This is a genomic window from Photobacterium sp. SKA34, from assembly GCF_000153325.1.
GTDB lineage: Bacteria > Pseudomonadota > Gammaproteobacteria > Enterobacterales > Vibrionaceae > Photobacterium.
In genome coordinates, this window is the sequence record NZ_CH724141.1 from 1,455,639 (window position 1) to 1,477,307 (window position 21,669).

At 37.5% G+C, this 21,669-nt stretch carries 18 protein-coding genes and 1 pseudogene; 8 read left to right on the plus strand and 11 right to left on the minus strand.

Annotated elements, in window-relative coordinates:
- Positions 1-164 precede the first annotated feature (164 nt).
- From SKA34_RS07690 to SKA34_RS07700, 3 genes are read left to right on the plus strand one after another with little or no spacing between them, the layout of a single operon-like run.
- Positions 165-2,210, plus strand: coding sequence for a TonB-dependent siderophore receptor (locus tag SKA34_RS07690; RefSeq protein ID WP_006644943.1), 2,046 nt, complete (start codon positions 165-167; stop codon positions 2,208-2,210).
- Positions 2,211-2,219: 9 nt separating this feature from the next.
- Complete coding sequence (locus tag SKA34_RS07695) at positions 2,220-2,837, plus strand: YfiR family protein (protein WP_006644944.1); 618 nt, start codon at positions 2,220-2,222, stop codon at positions 2,835-2,837.
- Positions 2,827-4,836 (plus strand): diguanylate cyclase domain-containing protein, encoded by a 2,010-nt coding sequence (locus SKA34_RS07700; protein ID WP_006644945.1) that lies wholly within the window; start codon positions 2,827-2,829, stop codon positions 4,834-4,836. The genes SKA34_RS07695 and SKA34_RS07700 overlap by 11 nt, the downstream gene beginning before the upstream one ends.
- Before the next feature lie 1,052 nt (positions 4,837-5,888).
- Here SKA34_RS07700 and SKA34_RS07705 read toward each other — a convergent pair.
- From SKA34_RS07705 to SKA34_RS07725, 5 genes are read right to left on the minus strand one after another with little or no spacing between them, the layout of a single operon-like run.
- On the minus strand, positions 5,889-6,635 hold the full coding sequence (locus SKA34_RS07705) for an ABC transporter ATP-binding protein (RefSeq protein WP_050764782.1): 747 nt from the start codon (positions 6,633-6,635) through the stop codon (positions 5,889-5,891).
- A 1-nt stretch (position 6,636) separates the two neighbouring features.
- Positions 6,637-7,881, minus strand: a complete 1,245-nt coding sequence (locus SKA34_RS07710; protein ID WP_198138484.1) for an ABC transporter permease — start codon at positions 7,879-7,881, stop codon at positions 6,637-6,639.
- A 32-nt stretch (positions 7,882-7,913) separates the two neighbouring features.
- Positions 7,914-9,128, minus strand: coding sequence for an ABC transporter permease (locus SKA34_RS07715; RefSeq protein WP_006644949.1), 1,215 nt, complete (start codon positions 9,126-9,128; stop codon positions 7,914-7,916).
- The gene (locus tag SKA34_RS07720) at positions 9,125-10,399 is read right to left on the minus strand and encodes a TolC family protein (RefSeq protein ID WP_006644950.1); all 1,275 of its coding nucleotides are present in this window, start codon (positions 10,397-10,399) and stop codon (positions 9,125-9,127) included. Before SKA34_RS07720 ends, SKA34_RS07715 begins: the two co-directional genes overlap by 4 nt.
- Positions 10,399-11,532 carry an efflux RND transporter periplasmic adaptor subunit gene (locus SKA34_RS07725; protein WP_006644951.1) on the minus strand — a complete coding sequence of 378 codons (1,134 nt, stop codon included), beginning with the start codon at positions 11,530-11,532 and terminating at the stop codon, positions 10,399-10,401. Before SKA34_RS07725 ends, SKA34_RS07720 begins: the two co-directional genes overlap by 1 nt.
- 576 nt (positions 11,533-12,108) lie before the next feature.
- Between SKA34_RS07725 and SKA34_RS07730 the strand changes: the two genes are divergently transcribed.
- From SKA34_RS07730 to SKA34_RS07740, 3 genes and pseudogenes are all read left to right on the plus strand, one after another.
- The gene (locus SKA34_RS07730; protein WP_006644952.1) at positions 12,109-12,747 is read left to right on the plus strand and encodes a 2OG-Fe dioxygenase family protein; all 639 of its coding nucleotides are present in this window, start codon (positions 12,109-12,111) and stop codon (positions 12,745-12,747) included.
- On the plus strand, positions 12,725-13,963 hold the full coding sequence (locus SKA34_RS07735; protein ID WP_006644953.1) for a cysteine desulfurase-like protein: 1,239 nt from the start codon (positions 12,725-12,727) through the stop codon (positions 13,961-13,963). Before SKA34_RS07730 ends, SKA34_RS07735 begins: the two co-directional genes overlap by 23 nt.
- Before the next feature lie 424 nt (positions 13,964-14,387).
- Positions 14,388-15,812 (plus strand): annotated as a pseudogene (locus tag SKA34_RS07740) (glyceraldehyde-3-phosphate dehydrogenase); the annotation flags it as partial.
- A gap of 232 nt (positions 15,813-16,044) precedes the next feature.
- Here SKA34_RS07740 and SKA34_RS07745 read toward each other — a convergent pair.
- The 5 genes from SKA34_RS07745 to SKA34_RS07765 form a co-directional block, all read right to left on the minus strand.
- Positions 16,045-16,293 (minus strand): hypothetical protein, encoded by a 249-nt coding sequence (locus tag SKA34_RS07745; RefSeq protein WP_006644955.1) that lies wholly within the window; start codon positions 16,291-16,293, stop codon positions 16,045-16,047.
- Between the two features lie 428 nt (positions 16,294-16,721).
- Complete coding sequence (locus SKA34_RS07750) at positions 16,722-17,300, minus strand: DJ-1/PfpI family protein (RefSeq protein WP_006644956.1); 579 nt, start codon at positions 17,298-17,300, stop codon at positions 16,722-16,724.
- A 259-nt stretch (positions 17,301-17,559) separates the two neighbouring features.
- Positions 17,560-17,877: a hypothetical protein gene (locus SKA34_RS07755; protein ID WP_006644957.1), complete on the minus strand. Its 318-nt coding sequence runs from the start codon at positions 17,875-17,877 to the stop codon at positions 17,560-17,562.
- 545 nt (positions 17,878-18,422) lie between these two features.
- Complete coding sequence (locus SKA34_RS07760) at positions 18,423-19,805, minus strand: aspartate ammonia-lyase (protein WP_006644958.1); 1,383 nt, start codon at positions 19,803-19,805, stop codon at positions 18,423-18,425.
- A gap of 11 nt (positions 19,806-19,816) precedes the next feature.
- On the minus strand, positions 19,817-20,200 hold the full coding sequence (locus SKA34_RS07765) for a hypothetical protein (RefSeq protein ID WP_006644959.1): 384 nt from the start codon (positions 20,198-20,200) through the stop codon (positions 19,817-19,819).
- Positions 20,201-20,359: 159 nt separating this feature from the next.
- Here SKA34_RS07765 and SKA34_RS07770 point away from each other — a divergent pair, with 159 nt between their 5' ends.
- Together SKA34_RS07770 and ykgO are read left to right on the plus strand one after the other, a co-directional pair.
- On the plus strand, positions 20,360-20,617 hold the full coding sequence (locus tag SKA34_RS07770) for a type B 50S ribosomal protein L31 (RefSeq protein ID WP_006644960.1): 258 nt from the start codon (positions 20,360-20,362) through the stop codon (positions 20,615-20,617).
- 2 nt (positions 20,618-20,619) lie between these two features.
- A complete protein-coding gene (gene ykgO, locus SKA34_RS07775) occupies positions 20,620-20,763 on the plus strand; it encodes a type B 50S ribosomal protein L36 (protein ID WP_039859827.1) in 144 nt (47 codons plus the stop codon).
- Positions 20,764-20,948: 185 nt separating this feature from the next.
- Here ykgO and SKA34_RS07780 read toward each other — a convergent pair whose 3' ends face one another.
- Positions 20,949-21,425 carry a DM13 domain-containing protein gene (locus tag SKA34_RS07780; protein WP_006644962.1) on the minus strand — a complete coding sequence of 159 codons (477 nt, stop codon included), beginning with the start codon at positions 21,423-21,425 and terminating at the stop codon, positions 20,949-20,951.
- Positions 21,426-21,669 lie beyond the last annotated feature (244 nt).

The following is a 21,669-nucleotide window of genomic DNA, read 5'->3' on the forward strand; positions in this document are numbered from 1 at the left end:
AATTGTAATTATTAAAAGTCACAACTACTTTGCTAGAATTAGTTTGAGACTTTTACTTTTTGATAGTTATGAAAAATTACTTAATCAGATCGCCTATTTTATTTTCGACTCTTTATTTTTCGAGCCATGTCAATATTTCCATAGCATCTGAAATTGATGACTTGATGTCGATGGATTTAGATGACCTCACAACACAAAGTGTGACAGTGACGACGGCTGCAAAGAAAGAACAATCGTTAAGTGATGTGCCTGCTGCTATTTATGTTATTACCAACGAGCAAATTAAGCGCAGTGGTGTTCGTTCGATAGCAGAAGCCTTAGCCTTAGCGCCAGGTGTTCAGGTGACTAAGATCAGTGAGTTTAATTGGCAAGTATCATTGCGTGGTTTAAACGAGGCTCTATTTAATAAATTATTAGTAATGGTTGATGGTCGTAGTGTATTTAGTCCTTTAATGTCAGGGACTTTTTGGCACACCATTGATGCTATTCTAGATGATATTGATCGTATCGAAATATTACGTGGTTCTGCTGGGACAATGTGGGGAGGGAATGCGACTAACGGTGTCATTAATATCATTACTAAAAATAGTAATGAAACGTTGGGGCAATTTCTTGAAGTCGCAGCAGGTGAATATAATTATAAAGAAGTTAGTTATCGTAACGGTTTTCAAATTAATGATGTGACAACAGCAAGATTATCAGTAAAAGGTGTTCAATCTGACTATTACACTTTCAATGATGATGAATGGAATAGTTATAATATTTCATTTCGCACTGACTATGTTGAAGATGATCGATTTTTAACATTTCAGATAGGCGGTTATTATACTAAGTCTGAGCATTCTGATTGGTATCGTTATGATATTTTAGAGACCCCCCCTAACCCTAATGATCCAATGAGTGCAATAGTTGGTTATAAAGCAGGTTTGGACGATTTTTCTCGTGGTTTTTATAGTAATTTAAACCTAGGTAAAACGGTTGATGATACGCATTATGAAGCAACATTGTGGATTGATAGTAACTCAAGAACCGAACCATCAGCGAATGGTGAATACGATACACTTAACACGGATGTCTTAGCCATCAAGCAAATAAGTCAAAATAATGAGCTGACATTAGGTTTAGGTGCGCGTTATACCAAAATTAAAGTACCTGAGATAGAAATGGACTTTTACCTTGGTATGGATCCATATCATCGAACTAGTACGAAGCAAACAGAACGTGAACAAATTTATAATGTTTTCTCGCAATTAGAAACTCAGCTAACAGATAAGTTTACCTCCAGCCTAGGGGTAAAAGTTGAACACTTCACTCGTAATAATACGACAGAGATTCAGCCTCAAGCGAGATTGTTGTATCGTGCTTCTGACGACCATCAATTCTGGTCGGGCGTTGGTCGAGCTGTTGTAACACCTTCCTCGGTTGATTCGACAACTGATTTGTATAGATTAGGCTCTGTGGTTGCTCCCTTGCCTAATTGTGATGCTTCATCTCAAAATTGTTATGCGCAATATCCAATGCTTGCGTTAACGACGGGTAATCCTGATATGGATAATGAATCGGTTGTAACATGGGATGTAGGATATAGAGGAAAAATCTCAGATACATTATCTATTGATACAACGATTTTCCTTAGTCACTATGAAAATTTGCGGATGCTTGATGATGGATTATGGTTTTGTCGTTACGGTGAATGTGTTGATGGTTCTACACAACCTGGTCAATTAGCGGTTCATGAGTTTACATTAATTGATGCAATTGATGCACAAAGTTACGGTGCTGAATTGTCACTCTTTTGGCAGCCGACAGAGAATATAAATATCAATACATCATACAGCTATATTGATACTCAGGCTGAATGTAGTACAGAATATATAACATGTGATAGTTATGATAATGGCGGTTATAAAGTTTTGTACAATCTTCAGCCAAAACATTACGTTTCATTACAAATGATGTGGTCGATTAACTCACAATGGCAAATTGATGGCTGGCTAAAACATAAGAGCTCGGTATCATCATATCTTGATTTGTATAGGCCGCCGGAGATAACGACAATGGATGTACGTGTTGCTTGGCAGTACAATCAAGATTGGCCACTTGTTGAGTTTGTAGTTGATGGTTTAGGTAGTTCAACATATGAAGATTTACCGAATAAAGCGCCACTAGAAGAAGCAGCGTTTTTACGTTTTTCATGGACAAAATTGTAATGAGGCGGAATGCAGAGTAACTATTGCACCCCGGGTAAACTTGCGTTGAATAAGATGGTAGGGCTTCTTGTAAAGCCCTACCATTTTTGCCGTTTGTATTTTCTGTTTTTTACTGCTGCAGTATTTATTTGTATCTATACTTTTGAAAATAAAGCCCATGCTGATAGCGTTGCTGACTACGAAATATCAGCAGTCTATATTTACCGTTTTTCTCAGTTTGTTACTTGGCCTCAAGACAACAAAACATTAACCTATTGCACTTTAGGTACCGATAATATCGCCTTAACATTAAGCCGATTACTGAAAGCTAAAAATAACAAAATAGTGACGTTAACGAGTATTAGCCAGCTTGCGCAATGCCAAATTGCTTATATTTCTAGACAAAAAGAACTGGGTTTAACTCACATCCCAATTAAAAAAGGGGTGCTGACGATTGGTACTGGTAATTCCTTTTTAGAAAAAGGTGGGATGATTGAATTACGTCCAGTAAATAATAAAATCCGCCCTGTAATTGCTATATCGAGTGCCAAAAAAGCAGAGTTAACAATAAGCTCAAAATTATTGAAAATTGCGATACTTCCTTCTCTAAATAGCCAGCGGCAGGGAGGGGAAAATCATGCGCAATAATTGGATGAATTCTCTCTCTCTTAATCAACGTTTATATTTGCCATTAGTCTTTTTTGTTGTTGTACTTTTTATCGTATTTCAAACGTTAAGCTCTTATAAGTATATAGAGAGTGAAAAGCAGAATTTAGTCAATAGAATTAAGATATTAAGTACGGGTATTGGCACGAATTTAACTGCCGCTATTCAGTTTGATGATGCGACAACAGGGCAAGAGATTTTATCAGCATTTTCAGCAGATCCTATGATTGTATCTGTCTCTGTGTTAACTGCTAACGATGTTGTCTTTGCTGGATTAAACAATAATGATAACAAATATATATCAGCAAATGATGCAGAAGAAGGCATAGTTAAAGCGCAGGGATATGTTTTTAGTAAACAGTATTTATATATGCAGATTCCTATCTACATCGAGAATACAGAGATTGCAAAAATGCGTATTGTTGTGTCTCTTGATAGATTACATGCTCTTAAATCGTCTCAGATAGAAATTAGTTTGTATTTACTAGTTATTTTAATTTTATTTAGCAGTTTCGTTATTCATCGATTACGACATTGGATGATCAGTCCTATCCGTCAACTGAATGATGCGATGATTAATGTGATTCATTTTAATCAGACTGAAATCGTACAGCATCAAGCCAGTTCGAAAGATGAAATCAGTGAATTGATCGATTGTTTTAATACGATGATCATTAAACTGAATCAGCGTGAATTAAAAATTAAACAGACTATTTCTCAATTAGAATATGAGAAAGAATTTGCCGATGATGTGATCAGCACGGTACAGCATGCGCTGTTAGTTGTGGATCATTCTGGACATATTATTTTAGTCAATGATAGTAGCTCGAAACTATTTCATGATTCACCACTAGTGCTGCAATCTCAACATATTTGTAATGTGATTAAGCCGATAGAACTTGAAAATTTTCAAGTTCAACTAGAGCAAGCACTAAAGGGTAATAAGCAGTTTAGTCATGATTTAGTTAAAACGGTTGGCACAAAGGGGATGGCAATATATCAAGTAGTGAGTCATCCTTTACAGCATAAAAACCAGACTTTATTTGCGTTAGAAGATGTGACGGAACGGAGTGTGGCTGAGCGGCAACAACAGTTAGCAGCTAAGATTTTTGAAAATAGCCGTGAAGCGATTTTATTACTCAATAGTCAAGGTCATATTGAGATGGTTAATCGAGCTTTTTGTGAACTTATAGGTCAAGAACACGGAACAATTATTGGTAAATATTACCGTTCGGTATTAATTGAAACCGAAACGCTACTTATGAGGAAAGAAATTCTAATGTCGCTGTCGCTAGATCAGCAATGGCAAGGAGAATGTTCATTCTTTAATCGTAAGAAGGGTGTTACGACACCATTACACTTGAAAATAAATCAACTTATTGATACTGAAAGCAACGAGAGCCAAATTGTTGTGCTGGCTTCCGACATTAGCTCAGTAAAAGAAGCACAACGCTTAGCGTATATTGCTCAGCATGATGCATTAACAAATTTGCCTAATCGTGAGTTCTTACACCATTATTTAGTAGAAGCGCTTACTTTGCCTCGTAGCGATGTAATGGCTGTACTGTTTATTGATTTAGACGGCTTTAAATTTGTAAATGACTCTTTCGGTCATGATATTGGCGATAAAGTACTTCAAATTGTCGCTAAGAAATTAATGATGAGTGTTCGTAAAAACGATATTGTTACGCGTTTAGCTGGGGATGAATTTGTAGCAGTACTTAATCCAGTAAGAGGTCGTGAGCCTATTTTGAATATAGGAGAGCGTATTATTAACAATATTTCTCAGCCAATTAATATCAAAGGCAATAGTATTAATATTGGTGCGAGTATAGGTTGTTACTATATTGAACCTCAAGATGTGACCGGGATTGATAGTGTTTTACATTGTGCGGATATGGCGATGTATCAATCAAAGATGCAAGGAAAAGGGCGTATCACGGAGTTTAATCAGATGAAAACAGTTATACCTGCCGAATAGTGGCTCAGACAGCATGGTTTTAAAGTGTATTAAAAAGAGAGGGTGCAACTTTCGTTGCGCCCTTAGGTCTTACTTGCAGCTATCCCGCTACTATAGTGCTCCTTGCATCATTCCTTTGATTGCTGTAATCCTTCAGCATAATCCTTTTTCTTCTTCCTGAAGTTGTTCCTATGGCTTCCATAACCCGTCATAACATCCTGTTATAACTCTCATCTCTTTCCTTAGAGGTGTCCTTTACTTCTTCTTGAAGTGTCCTTGTGTCATCCTGACTGGTAAATATCCTATTTACCTTTACTACTTCCTGCAGCATCCATCACAGTCCTTGTGTGATAAACCATCCTAGTTCATCACATCTCATCCTGAGATCACCAACGTCCTTGGTTCCAATCCTGTTCCTGTTGCCAGTTCCCTCTGACACCATTAATGATAGATAAAAGTAGTAATAGAATATAGATATGGAGTGGGAAATACCCTTTGTTGTATCTATTGGTTATTTGTATGCTTTACTATTATTTTTTTAAAAACAAATAATTATAAAAATAGCATGGTCGCTAGATTCAAATTAAAGCGTGATTGTCTTAGTTGTTTGTAAGAGATCTCTTACAAACAACTAAGACAAAATGAACATGATTTTAGTGATAAATGTTTGAGCAGTATTAAATTTTACCAGATGCAAGTTTCGCTTTTTTGATGTGTTAAAGTTAAATCATATTAAAAAAGGAAAGATTCATGAGAAAAACTCTGTTGCTGGTGGGGTATTCGTTAGTTCACATGCAATGGCAAATGATCAGGCTTTGTATAACTATTGGCGAAAATTTTATATGTTGAGCAAGGCATGGCATTGGTAAGGCGTGGGTTATTGTTGATGATAAAAAACTAAAACAGCTTTCGATTAAAATGCTAAATGTTTAAAACAATCGATACAAAAAAGTTCAGGTGAAACAAGCGCTGATTATCAATATCAATGTATTATTGAAAAATAAGAAAATGCTGTCTAGAACGCAAATTAGAAAAATAGCGAGCAAACAAAATGCCCGCTATTTTAATTAAGATTAAATAACTGCCGATGCTAAAGGCGGTTTATAACCTGTTTTTTTATCAGAAATTATTTGTCCATCTTTGATAGTGATAATACGTGGCGTTCTTTCTGCTAGGCTGACATCATGAGTGACGACAATTAAGGTTCTTCCTTGTTGGTACAAGTCATTAAAAAGTGCTTCGATCTCAGCGCCTGATTTAGAGTCCAATGCTCCCGTTGGTTCATCCGCAAGGATAATTTGTGGATCGTTAACCAAAGCCCTTGCAATTGCCACACGCTGCTTTTGGCCACCTGATAATTGATTTGGTTTGTGGTTAATACGATCAGCGAGCCCTACTTGCGTCAATAAATCTGCCGCTTTTTCTCGACGTTCTTTTGTATTAACGCCTCGATACACGAGAGGTAGCGCAACATTATCTAATGCAGTAGCATACTCTAATAAGTTAAAACTTTGAAAAACAAAACCGATTTTGTGATTTCTGATTTTTGCAAGTTGGTGGCTTGTCATTGATGATACATCGTTATTATCCAGCAAATATTCGCCAGATGTCGGCTTATCTAAACAGCCAAGCATGTTCATTAGTGTGGATTTACCAGAACCTGAAGGACCAAGAATGGATAAAAACTCACCAGAATGAATAGTGAGAGAGACATTATCTAATGCTTTTACTAAATTATTTTCTTCGCCATAGAACTTACAAATATGATTAAGCTCAACTAAAGCCGTATGTGCTTGGGGGTTTCCCAATGTATTTGTCATTTTATTCACTTTGTAATGCCTCTAATGGCGTAATACTTGCGGCTTTATTCGCTGGGAACCAAGCGGCGAGAATACCAACCAAGATTAATGCAGAAATTACGATTAACATAACTGACAGTGACAGTTCAGGTTTAGGGCTACCTAAGCGAGCATAAAACCCTGAATCTGAAATAGGGACCGCTTCAATGATGCTAACAAGGCCGAGCGTCATTAATAACCCAATAAAACCACCCATAGCCATTGTCATCATAGCTTGCACAATATAATGCAAACGAATATGGCTAGGGGTTGCTCCTACTGCCATTCGAACACCAATATCACGTGTTGCACGCTTTACACTAGCGTACATGACATTTGCAATACCTATTCCCGCGACTCCTAATGTAACAAAGCCGATAATGCCTAAGAAACTTTGTAACCCTAGTAAAAATGAACGCATGGTTTCTTGCTGTAGCAGCATGTCATCCGTTTGAATTAACTGTTCATCAGTAATATTAGCGTTGTATTTTCGCGCAATCACTTGCCGTATAGTTTTGGCTAATTGTTCACGGTTGGCTGTTGGCTGGGGTTCTATATTAATGCCTTGAATTGGATTATTGGGATAAAAGCGTTGCCATGTCGCCAGTGGGATCAATGTGCTGTATTCAGATGAAGAGCCCGACTCAATGTTACGATCATCTTTTAGTACACCAATTACGGTGAAATCTTCATCACCAATTTTAAATTGTTTACCAACAGGATCGCTGTCGAGTTTGACGCCTTTATCCCAGCTAAACTCAGCTTTGTTAAATATTATCGCTGCCGTTTTTTTTCCTAGAATAGCAACTTTTCGCTGTTCTTTTGTATCAAGAGGGTTAAACCAGCGGCTACCTGCCGTTAATGTTAAATCATTGAGCTTTTTATAATTGTCCTCTACCGCTAGAGGGAACATAAATACTTGGCGATCTTTATAATGCGGTCTTTCTTCCCATGTTGCGGTTGCTGATACCATTTTTACTGCAGGTAGTGCTTGAATAAGCTTTTGATCTTCAATCGTTAAATCAAGTGATTTGCCTTTGTAAAAATTACCATCATTTATAGATGCTACACCGGTAGAAACATAAATTAGATTGCCGTTTCCACTGGTCGAACTGCGAATTAACCCTTGGCGTAAACCTTCACCTGCTGCAAGCATGGTACTGATGCAGACAGTTGACCAGACAATGGCAAGAATAGTAAGACTTAGGCGAAGCTTTTCTGCTGCCATTTCATGAAAAATTTGTTTAACAGGAAACACTTCTAAGCCCTCGCACTTAAAGCAATCACTGGCGTTAAATGTGCGGCTCTACGCGCAGGGAAAAACGCAGCTAATAATGCAAGTACTGCTGTGATCATTAATGTTAAAATGATGGACGTTAACGTCATTACAGGATGACCTATCCAATCGGGTAATGAGATAAAATTTAAGAGTTGAATGATGATGTTAGATATGGCGATACCGGAGAGTGCTCCCACCGCGACCAATAAAGCACCTTCTACCATAAACTGCATCAAAATATGAGTAGGTGTCGCACCAATGGCAAGTCTTACGCCTATCTCACGGGTTCTTTCTGCTACAGATAAAAACATAATATTAGCAACACCTAACGCACCAACCGCGAGTGTCATTGCACCACTAGCACCTAGAAATAGCTGGATACCACGTAATAGGCTGATGTAGAAATCGCCCATATGGCTGAAATCGAGCATTTGTATAGCCTGTTTGTCTTTAGGATCAAACTGGTACTGTTTAGCAAAAAAGTTTTGCATTGCCAAACGTAATGCCATGCTTGAAATACCTTTCGCTGGTTGCACTAACAAATTGGTAGGATTACTTAGCCATAAGTCATTAAATGTTGTACTTGGAATTAATGCGGCACGTTTAATACTAAAAAGCCCACTACTTTCTGTCTTTTTTGAAATACCGATCACTTGAAACGGCACACCATTGATGTTGATGTTGTCGTTCAAACGAATATTTCCGCGTTTAGCTAAACGCCAACCAATGATGGCAACACGAGTATGGTTCGCTAAATCACTCGGCGATATTTTACGTGAGCCTAGCTCTAAACGCGTATTATTAAGTGCCAGAAAGTGATTATCAATACCAAAGACATTACCTTTTAATTGAGTGCCTTCAATATCTGTGACTTGTGCTTTAGCATTCGAATATAAAATAGATACGCGCTTTATTTGATGAACGTTAGACAGCGCACTGAGTTGATTTTCTGTCGCTGTAATTTTTCTTCTTGAAGGGTATCCTTGCCAAGGCTTGCTTGTTTGTGCAAAAGTGACCTGCTGTGTGTCACTCATCAGCATAGAAAAGGATTTTAAGTTTTCACGATAAAATCCTTCACCTAATGCCACTAAGACTAAAACTGAAACAATACCCCAGACTATCGCAATAATGGCCAATGCACTTCTTAATCTATGGGTAAGTAGTGTTTGAACGGTTTGGCTGAGCAATGTGATCATGGCGTTAATGCCTGAGAAATCTGAGTAATTGTTTGGTCATTGAGTTGACCTGTAAGCTTCAGTAATTCAATTCGATTTAACCAGTACTGGTATAGAAGTTGTTGTAACTTTTCTTTACTTTGATACACCGTATCTTGGACGGTTATAACGTCTAATGCTGTTGTACTATCAGCTCCAGAATTAAATAAAATCTCTTTCGTTTTTAGTGCTTTTTCATCGGATTTGACTTTTTCCGCACCCATTTCAACGCGCTTCCAATCCAGAGTAAGTTGGTTAAAGCGTGTCTTCACATTATTTTCGAGACTAAGTTCAACTTTTCTTAAGCGCTGTTTAGCAATTTGTAATTCGAGTTTAGATTGTGAAACTTTGGTTTTAATCGAGCCGTTAAGATCAATTGGAACAGAAACACTAAGCCTTGCATTCATTCCTTTGCTATTGTTATCAAAGTTATTACTGTAAACAACGGATCCGTTAACGGTAGGGTAGTATCCTGCTTGTGCTTGATCTACCGCGAGTTGTTGACGCTTAACATTTTGTTTCGCAATTAATAATTCAGGGCTATTATCTTTTGCTTTGTTTAACCATGCTTTTTCATCATTGACTGCAAGAGCAGGTTGGTGAAGGTTTTGGCTGTCGATTTCATTGACGCGATCAGGCGTTTGGTTGATCACGATAGCGAGATCAGACTGTTTTTCAGCTAGAACAGATTGGCGTTGCAATACTGTTGTTTCAGTGCCAATGACATGCGCTTTAGCATCGTCAATCCCTGTTGACATAATTAAACCGGCTTTGTAACGCTGTTCTGTTAGTGAAAGTAGTTGTTGGCTATCTTTACGTTGTTGCTCTGCAATGGTGAGCGAACGTTGAGCTTGTGCTAAAGTGAAATAAGCTTGAATAAGTTCTTCTGCCAGAGTGTTTTTCTGTTGTGTAACAGCGATTTTTGCAATAACCACATCTACTTGCGACTGATCCAATATAGCCCAGCTTTGGCTATTCCAAATCGATTGATTGAGTGAAATATTATAACTATTACTATTGTCGCCATCTTTAGTCCAACTCGTATTAGCACTTCCTTCAAGGCTAGGGAGTAGTGCACTTTTGTTTAGTGATACATCGTATTGACTCTTACTTTCTTCAAGCTGTTTAATACGGTAATCAGGACTTGTTTGCTTTGCGGCCTCCCATGCTTGATCAATCGTTAATGCGAAGCTTTGAGTGCATACTAAACCTAGAGAAAGAGTCAACAGTGTGTTACGCCATATAACTGTCATTACAAACCCTCGACCATGCTGGCATCGATGATGCTTTGTTTTGGTTCAATGCCTGATAATACTTCGACATTTATACCGTCTGATAAGCCTAGCTTCACGGGAACGTCTTTATAGCCTTTCGTTGAGTCATCTGCGATAAGTACAAAAGGATCATTACCTTTAAAGTACAGTGCACGCTCAGGTACTGTCATTACGTCTGTTGCTTTTTTCAATGTAATATGTGCTGTAGCAGTAAAGCCTGAGCGTAAAGTAATACCTTTAGGAAACTTAATGTCACTGACTTCAACCGCAAAGCCATTATCAAAACTTTGTGTTTGTTGGGTATTGTTATCTTTGTCGTCGTTTAGCTTTTCTGATTGCACCGCAACCTCTGTCAGTTTTCCTGCAATTTTTAGATCAGGATATGGAGCAAGAGTTAATTCAACAGGCATTCCCTCTGTCAGTTGGGCTGCATCATGCTCACTCACTGAACCTTTAAAGATGATATTTTTCATATCAGCCATGGTCATAATTTCGGTCGCTTCTTGGTTTGAACCTGTTGAATCAATCGGTTCACCGACATCGACTTTGACATCTAATACCGTACCGTTAATCGGTGCATAAATTATGGAGGTGAGTTTGGTGGAGCCTGCGTCTGATTCACCTTTACTCATTAGATCAGATTCTTGTTGTTTTTGTTTTAACTCAGCGGTTTTTGATTTCACATCTGCTTGTGCTTGAATATAGGCATCGAAATTGGCTGGAATAATTTTTTGTGCCGCTAAACGTTTTAAATTAGCCAATCTTATTTTGGCTGACTCTAAATCGGCTTTGCTCTTTAATAAGTCAGCATTAACACGTGTAAGATCTTGTGGTGCTGGGTTTGGACGAAGCTTTATAACGGGAGAGCCTACCTCTACTTTATCACCTAAATTGACATAAATTTCATCTACTATCCCTTCTATTTGAGATTTAATCTTTACCGCTTGAGTCGGCATGATTTGTCCAACCGCAATGGCTTGCTTCTCAATGGTTGCATTTTTAGCAGTCAGCATAGTGAAATGGTGTTCATCAGAAGAGGGGGCTTTAACTGCATAAATACCTAAGGCAGCAATAGCGCTTAGGGTTGCAACGACAATCCAGCGTTTTTTCATAGTAATACTCTAAAGGTGTAAATCGAAAAAAGGAATCTAAGTAAGACAACTATGAATAGCAGAATTCATAATTTCAATGATTAGATTTTAAATAGATATAAATTAAAAGTGTTATTTAACTGTCAAGTTATTTTAGAACAATAAAAAGGAAATACTTATTAAGCAGTAAAGTAAACATTGGTATTTTTCTACAGGAGCAATATGAATAAATAAGCGTTACCCTTCTTATCAAGTGATTATATTTTACGTAGTTCTATATTTATTTTACGGGAGGGTTTATGCCTTCCAAGTTAATGAGTGAATATTTTCTGGGGAAGCCACCTTAACATTTTAAAATTGAAACTAACTTAAAATAACCTTTAAACCATTCCTTCCTTCTTTATTTATTAAAATTAATAGATTAAATAACTAATATTTTAATCCTAATCAGAATAATGTTTCTATTTATTTATCTGTTAGATTTGGGTTTTGGAATTTATGTGTTTTTTGGCTTATTCGATTGAAATTAAACATTTTAGCAATATATTATAACGATAATTAACGACTTATTAACACGGATAGGAATGAGGATGTTTAATGAAAATAGAAAATAAATTCTTAATCGAAGCTTTCCAAGTACCGTCAAAGGTAGCAGCGGGAGTTGCCCCATTCTTTGACCAACTACCCCCTGATAAGTACATCAACAGCGATCACCGATTTCGTGCTTACGCGCGTTTTCAGTCTGAAAATGGAAACATCATTAAACTTCCTCATTCAAAATTTAAACAGTCATCTCAAGTTAATCGGGTACTCGGTGACGTTGAACGTGACTTTTCTGATATGTCACAAGACATGGTAAATACCGTTGAATTCCAGCATCTTCTGAAATCATTTATGGAAAGTACTGGAGCTATAGATGATCACTCAATTGTGGATGTTCATCAAATTCGTGTTACTTGCGACCATGATGCTGCAAGTACACCTGCGCCAGAAGGAATACATCAAGATGGCTTCCGGTATGTTGGTATTTTCTGTGTTCAAAGAAAAAATATCTCAGGTGGATATACGCAAATCTTTGCTTCTCCAGTAGAGCAGCATCCACATATGAATACAGTGCTTGAAGAAAATCAATTCGTAATACTCAATGACGAACGCTTTTATCATTACATATCTGAAACATTATCCAATATTGAAGGGCAGAAAGGAGTAAGAGATGTCTTCGTCTTTACCGCTTAGTCAACATGTAGATCAGTTACGTAAACAATTTCCAGCGTTAAATTGTCAGGTTGATGGTCGTCAAGCTATCTATTTTGATGGTCCCGGAGGCGCACAGCAACCGCTTAGTGTGATAGAGAGTTATGGTAATTATCTTAAGCAAGGTAATACTAACCTTGGTGGTCATTTTTCTGTCAGTCGTAAAGCGGTAGAGCTTGTTGATACTTGTCGTGAGAAAGCGGCAGCACTTTTTGGTGCAGCAAAAAAAGAAGAAATTATATTTGGGGCCAACATGACCTCGATGACTTTCCATTTTAGCCGTGCGATAAGTAACGATTGGAAAGAGGGCGATGAGATCATACTGAGCACTGCAGATCATGGTTCAAATCGCTCATCATGGGCTATGGCAGCTCAAGATAAAGGGGTAAAAGTTCATTATATTCCTATCTTGGATAACACTTGCCAACTTGACCTTGAAGCGTTTGAGCACCTACTTAATGATAAAACCCGACTTGTTGCTGTGACTGCAGCGAGTAATCTATCGGGTACGTTAGTCGATATTGAAAAAATAACACGACTTGGTAAAGCCAATGGCAGCGTCGTTTATATTGATGCAGTGCATCTTTTGCCTCATAAAATCATTAACGTTACTTCTTTAGGCGCTGACTTTGTTGCAGGTTCTGCGTACAAGTTCTTCGGTCCTCACCTTGGTGTCTTGTACGGCCGCCAACAGGCATTAGAATATTACTCTCCTTATAAGGTAGAGCCAGCCCCTTCATACTCACCGAATTGCTGGGAAACAGGAACGCTAAATTTTGAGGCGTTATCGGCATTCTCGTCGACAATTGACTATTTAGCGTCTCTAGGAAGTGGAACTGGTTTACGAGAACAATTAGAGAGTGGTTATGAGAATATTAGTAATTACGAGAGTTTTCTTGCGAGCAAGTTCCTGACGCGCTTGAAAGATTACCCTTCAATTGAATTGTTCGGCGAGCCTAGTATTGATAATAGAACAGCAACGTTTGCATTGCGCTTTGGTGAATTGAACCCAGCAGAGGTAGCTGCTCATTTAGGAGAGCAGGAGATTTACACCTGGAGTGGTCATCTTTACGCAGATATGTTGACAGATGCACTTAAAATAACAGAAAAGGGTGGGATCTTACGTGTCGGATTAATGCACTATAACACTGAAGAGGAAATCGAACGTTTTTTCATTGCCCTTGAGCAGATACTTTAACGGTTGAGTAATTTTTAATAAGAGGCCTTACTTTTAAATTGGTAATGTCTTCGCGCTGTTCATACTTGATTTGGCTACGATTCAATTTTCCGTAAACCAAATACGTAAAAATGGGGGTGATGAAACACTCCCATTTTTAATGTGTCACAGCCTTATTGACGCCATGTGTCACTATTTAAGTTCTTCATTGTTTTTACTCGTTATCAATCATGCGTAACGCTTATTTTTGCTAGCTGAGCAGATAATCTCATCTTAAAACGCAGTCATATAAAATCTACAGCTTGAAATGCTGTGCTTTCGAGTCTTTAAAGTGGCGCTAAAGACCACGGCTTGAAATGCACTCTTAATGCTAAGTGGCTACCCTACAATTGCCATGAAAGCAGAAACTTAACGTGAAAAGGTCCTGAGAAAAAATGAGCCCTGAAAGCACTTCCTAGAATGGCAAACTAGTCAAACTTATGCCGAATCCGTTGCTCCAGTTTTAGGTCAGCTGTACCGTCAAAAAGGTGTTGAAGTTATACTCTTTGGCAAAACCTTAGTTAATGCGACAACAATCGATATTATCAAAGCTCACCGTGTTGCAAAGCGATATACTGGTTGTTCACTCACAGTTGAACAAACTCAACCAATTATTCATCATCTTATTAATATGGATTTATCACCTTGTCGTATTGATGTCGGGCGCCTCGCACATACATTTTGGGATTGTAATGAAGATACACATGGGCTGGATGATTTCTTGCAAACAGCACTGAAAGGTTCACTTGAAGATGATCCAATGACAGAACCTTGTGATGTGGTTTTGTATGGTTTTGGTCGTATAGGTCGTTTATTAACTCGATTATTAGTTGAAAAGAGTGGTCCCGGATATCCATTAAGATTACGTGCTATTGTGGTACGAGGTGGAAAAGAGGGTGACTTAGAAAAACGCGCAAGTTTACTACGCCGAGACTCTGTGCATGGCCAGTTTAATGGCAGTATTGTTATCGATCATGAACGTAAAGCCATCATTGTGAACGGTAATTACATTCAAGTGATCTATACCAATAAACCGCAAGATGTAGATTATTCCACTTTCGGTATTAAGGACGCCTTAGTTGTTGATAATACTGGTGTGTGGCGAGATACGGAAGGGCTTAGCCAACATCTTACCTGTAAAGGTACTAAAAAGGTGCTGTTGACTGCGCCAGGGAAAGGAGAAATAAAGAACGTTGTATTTGGTGTTAATGAAGACGTTATTGACCGTGAAGATACGATAATTTCTGCTGCAAGTTGTACAACTAATGCGATTACTCCTGTATTAAAGGCAGTACATGATAAGTTTGGTGTATTGTTTGGTCATATTGAAACAGTACATTCATTTACTAATGACCAAAATCTTATAGATAATTTCCATATCGGAGATCGTCGTGGCCGTGCAGCTTCATTGAACATGGTACTGACATCAACAGGTGCTGCTAAAGCAGTGTCAAAAGCCATGCCTGAAATGGCAGGGAAACTAACAGGTAACGCGATTCGTGTGCCAACTCCAAATGTATCAATGGCTGTAATGAATCTTCAATTAGAGCAGTGTACCGATAAAGAAGCGTTGAACGCTTATTTACGAGAAATAGCGCTCTCTTCAACGTTGTCTGCACAAATTGATTTTACTGACTCGACAGAAGTGGTCTCGACAGATTTAGTTGGCTCGCGTTATCCGGGAGTGGTTGATGGTGTTGCGACCATCGCACAAGAGAATCGTGCAATTCTGTATGTTTGGTATGACAATGAGTTTGGTTATAGCTGCCAGGTTGTTCATTGCATGGAGCAGATGATGGGAGTGCGTTATAAAACGTATCCTTACGTTTAATGAATAGTTTTCTTAAACCGCTCTTAAAATAATAAAGATACCAGTGGAAATATAATGGTTTCACTTGCCTCTTTTTGTGAAGAGGATTGCCACTTAGTACTATTCCCCATAGTGCTGAGTGGCTTTTATCTGCAAGACAATGACTAAAGAAAACAGACAAACAACGCTTTATTGATAAAATCAGGATGAATAAAGCGCTGCGAATCTTACATAGAGAATTGCATACGATGATTTATAACCCCATGTATGCCATTAGTTCACTCTTGATACGATTATATTCTCGATTCGTTACTTTTTGTGATTGATAGTCGATAGATTTTACGAACTCATCTTCAGCGACTTCAATTTCGAGAAAGGGGAACTCATTACTATTGGCCATTAGGTACAAAGCACGATTTCCATCGATTTTATAGTCAAGATCAAAAGCAACAATCGTTTCCATATTGATATAGAGATTATTTACTTTAAGTGCTTTTTTCATTTTACCTCACCCCTTTAAAATCAATATATAAGCATTTGAACAAGCATATTCTCGATTATTTCCTCTGTCTTTATTGAGTTATACAAACATACCTTTTGTTATTGCATAATCGTCTATACGTAAATGATAAGGGAAATTTTCTTACATGAAGATGTATCGAGATTCGCCTTTATTTGAATTCGAAAAGAACTGGCGATGGGGGCTGGGGCAAGGGGGGGCTTAGTATATCATCACCAAGCTCGAATTAATGCTCAATAAACCTCTTATGCAGCGTTTAAAAAACAATTAAGCTCGTAGTCTTAAAGTAGCATTAATTTGTTGATTGGTTTAATCGCTTTGGCTGGATAGCCTATTTCTGAAAGGGCATTTTTAAAGGTTGATATGATCGTTATGACGTCCTGCTTATTAGGTCTTTATTGTAAATTATTTTAAGGATATTGTTGCCAATGGTATTCCATTTGATGTGCCACTTGTTCTGCAAGCACTAAGCTTTGTAATTTTGAGACGAGGTATAAGCTCATATCTATCCCTGCTGATATACCTCCGGATGTTATATATTTACCATCACAAACCCATCTCTTATTATCTATGACATTTAGAGCAGGAAAGGTTTCGATTAACATTGGTATGTCTTCCCAATGGGTCGTAACAAATAACTGGGTAAACAACTGGACTTTCGCGAGTAAAAAAACGCCAGTACATACAGAAACAACGTGTGTTGATGTTTTATCAATATGCTTTATCCATGCTAATACTTCAGCTTTATTCATTTCTTCCGTGTGAATACCACCAACAACAATGAGAATATCTATATGCGGGTGATCGTTAAAGCTGTAATGAGGTAGTACTTGAAAGCCACCTCGTGCAGTCACTGGATCAGGTGTTTCAGCAATGAAAAATATATCCCAATCTTTTGCACGTAAGCGTTTAGCGGTACTAAAGACTTCAAAAGGTCCAGAAAAGTCGAGAACTTCTGCATTCTCGTAAATATAAATACCTATATTCATTTTTGCTCCGTGCATGAACGAGATTAGAGTGGAAAGGAATAGATATAACGTTTAGTGGGTGGGGCTATCATATCGTGCAACATTACTGGAGGTAAGAGAGAAGATTGTGATGAGTAATACATTTTTAAATTGTTTTAATAAAGCAATGAAAAACTCTATTATTAAGTGGTTATTTGAATCAAATTAGAATAATTAGTGAAGTGTTAGCATAATTGTAATAATTACTTTTAACACTTCATACGTGGTGCTAAATCAGTGTTTAGTTAGTGACTTGACCAATAAAAATAAATACAGCAATAACCGTTGGAATATAAGTATATTTGAGAATTTGTTTTAATTTAAAGCTTGTTAAACGAGGCGTAAAGATACTAAATAAAATGCTTACGTTACATAGAATAAAAAGACCGTATGTTTTTATGGTAACGTCGTGAACTTTTAATAACTTAATTTGTGCGAGAATTAATACCACATTAAGAACGATGCTAAAAATGCGTGCAATATTAAATTGTGCAGGTTGCATATCATTCTTTGTATTATCTTGCTCAGTTTGAGCAACAGTGTTTGCTGGTTGGTTCATGAATGTACATTCCTGAATGATGACGTATAAAAGGTTAAAAAAAACCAACAATGGCATGATAATGAGCCATAATTTTTCGATATTTTAACTAAAGAGAAATTTTGTGATACCCCTAATTATGGCTAAAATTGTAATATCAGGTTGGATAATTAATAGCTATTGTATTGGCTATTCAGATTAATGTTTAAGTTGTTCTTTTGCTGTGCTTTTTCGATTTATCATGACGTATTTTAAAATGTTGCATAAAATTTAAAGCAGAAGGAGTTTGTGGTCTTTCAATATGGTTGTCTTTAATAAACGTATTATAACCCTATTTTGTTATCAATTTAGGATAAGTTAGCCCTTTTTAGATTTTCAATCAGTTTGCATAGATGTTATCGGCTCTAGTTAAGAAAGATTAGGTTTACAAAAATTTGCCTACGATAGAAATTAAAAAATGATTACCCGTTATTTTAAATGAATATTAAATAACGGGTATAAGGTATTTGACATCTTTATTTAGTGAATTAAATCAATAAAAATACTTAATCACTCATATTGTAATGCTATTTAGCAATACCACCTTGGGTTAATTTTGCAGGGTCGAGTAATTTTTGCAGCTCTTTACGGCTAAGATCTGTTTCTTCTTCTGCAACATCAATAATTGCGCGTTGCTCTTTGTAAGCTTTTTTAGCAATCTCAGCTGCTTTCAAATAACCAATAACTGGATTGAGTGCCGTAACCAGAATAGGGTTTTTCGCGAGTGCTGCTTGTAAGTTATCTTCACGAACGTTGAAGCTTAATATTGCTTTTTTAGCGAGTTGAACAGAGGTGTTTGTTAGTAGCTCAATACTCTGACTAATATTTAAAGCAATGACCGGAAGCATTACATTTAGTTGAAAATTTCCAGACTGACCAGCAATAGTGATCGTCGTATCGTTGCCAATCACTTGTGCTGCAACCATGGTTGCAGATTCAGGAATAACAGGGTTAACTTTGCCAGGCATGATAGATGAACCTGGTTGTAAAGCTTGGAGTTCTATTTCTCCTAGCCCTGCAAGTGGGCCAGAATTCATCCACCGTAGATCGTTTGCGATCTTCATTATTGCGACAGCGGCTGTTTTTAGCTGTCCTGAGAGGCTAACAATCGCATCTTGGCTCGACATGTTGTAAAAGAAATTGTCACTAGGTTTGAAAGATGATTTCGTTGCTGCGGAGAGATGTTTAGTAAATATACCAGAGAAGGCTGGTACTGCATTGATGCCTGTTCCTACCGCTGTACCGCCTTGTGCTAAGGCTTTTACTTGCGGCAGTGTTTTTTGTATTCCACTTGATGCTGCATCTATCTGATATTTCCAGCCGCGAAGCTCTTGTGCCAAAGTGATTGGCATCGCATCCATTAAGTGTGTTCGACCTGTTTTAACTACATCTTCAAGTGTCTGTGCCTTTGACTCAATGGCTTGGCTCAAATACTGTAATGCTGGAATAAGCTCTTGTTCAGTAGCAAGCGATGCGCTAACGGCGATAGCGGTTGGAATAACATCATTACTACTTTGCCCCATATTGACATGGTCATTTGGGTTCACTGATTTACCGAGTTTTTGTGATGCCAGTGTTGCAATGACTTCATTGGCATTCATGTTAGAGCTTGTTCCTGATCCCGTTTGGAATACATCTACTGGAAATTGCGTTAAATGCTGTCCGTCAATGATTTCTTGGCAGGCAGAGATAATCTCATCAGCGATGTCTGTTTCTAATAGGTCTAATTCGGCATTTGCCTGTGCAGCTGCTTGTTTGATGAATGCTAATGCTTTAATGAATGTAGCTGGCATTGTTAACGCACTGATTGGAAAGTTATCAACAGCTCGTTGGGTTTGCGCTTGATAGAGTGCTGCTTCAGGTACTTGTACATCACCCATACTGTCTGTTTCTATGCGGTATGTAGTCATTAATCTTTCCTTTATAGATCATTGAGGTATTGGATTTCTTTAAGATCTTTTTGAAGTAATAAAAAGTATTTATGGCCTGTTCTTGATTGATTGTAATAATGTTTTAGCGCAATTAGAGGTTCATGAATTTGGTTCAAACAGACCCTACGAAGTATTGGGCACTTTGTTACATCATTAACGGTGTTCAAAAGATTGTAAAATAGACGACGAAGAAAAAGTTCTTCTAATAATGGATTCGCAAAATCAGATTCTTTTCTATACCAAGTAGCGAGGCTTAAACTTGATTGAATGTAATTAGCGACAAGATCATGTTCTAACCCATTCTCATATTGATGAATAAGAAAGAGATCTTCTGCTTTATAAAATGATTGGTATAAAAAAGTGGTTTCCGTCATTATCTGCATCTCGATACAAATCTTATTGATAATTATTATCATTGATTGTTTTGAAAATTATTTCAAGTTTTAATTGTTACTGATAATTATTATCACTTGTATTGATCTTACTTGTTGTTATGTTATAACATAACAACAAGGCAGCAAGGGAGAGTAATAATGAAAGAAGGTATACATCCAGAATATCGAACGGTGGCATTTCATGACACAGGTGCAGACAAGTACATAATGGTCGGCTCAACAATACAAACGTCAAGAACAGTTGAGTTAGATGGAGAAACATACCCATATGTCACATTGGATGTTTCTATGCATTCTCATCCGTTCTACACCGGTAAGCAGAAAATGACGAAGCGGGATGGACGTGTTGCTCGATTTAATAAACAGTTTGCGATGACAGGATTAAAAGGGGAATAACGATGCAAGTATTAAGCTCATTAAAAAGTGCAAAGAAGCGTAGTAAGGATTGCCAAGTGGTTAAACGTCGTGGTCGCCTTTATGTTATTTGTAAATCAAATCCAAGATTTAAAGCGGTACAAGGCAAGGTAAAGAAGAAGAGGTAAGATAACGATAGTGAAAAGATGAATCCCAATAGGCTAGGTATCATCAATCTTATTAAAATATTATATTGTATCTGAGGCCCATTACGAATGTGATGGGCTTTTTTATTATCAACGTTGACAACTGGTACATCCTCGACAAGCTTGCCTTGTTGATTTTCCTGAATAAAGTATAGCTGTGTAGAATGTTACTGGTACTTAGCCGAAGTAATAAACTGACCAAAAGACTCACACCACACGATAACGGTATCATATTTGGCTATATCAATGTTTTGAGGCACATTCACAACGAAATTATCAAAGGTTTTCACGTTTCCCACTAACACCATATCGGCTTTTTCTTGGTTAAATTCTGCTTCGGTTTCTACAAATCTAGGTGATAGGTAAAGTTTATAATCAGGCCCTGGTGCGAGCTTTCCCATTAAGGTTATTTTTGTTGTTGAGATTGAGACTTTACCTTCGCCCCAATGGAGAAAATCGCTACCAGCTAAATCTTTTTTAAACACACCTGAATATTGCGCTTGAGTCGTAAGGCGAGAGACTTCAGATTGTGTTGGTGCCGTTGGCGCAGTCAAAATAGGCAGTAAATAGATCCCTAGCGCAACACCAAATGCACCAGCAAGTAAGTGAGTGATAAGAAGTGTCATTGTTTTTTTGATAGTCATAAGTCTACCTGTACTGAAACAATAGGTTTGTATAGGTATTGCTTAAAAATGTTATAAATTCAAATTCTTAATGCTTTATTTCTAATAAAAATACAAAAATGCCGTAACGATCACTCACTACGGGCTTTGCTTGTTATTTGCTAACCAATTACAAGTTACACATACAGCTATGCGTTGCTGTTTGCGTAGGGAGCATTTTTAACTATTAAAAATTTGCTACTCAAGTGATAAACACAAAAACGCC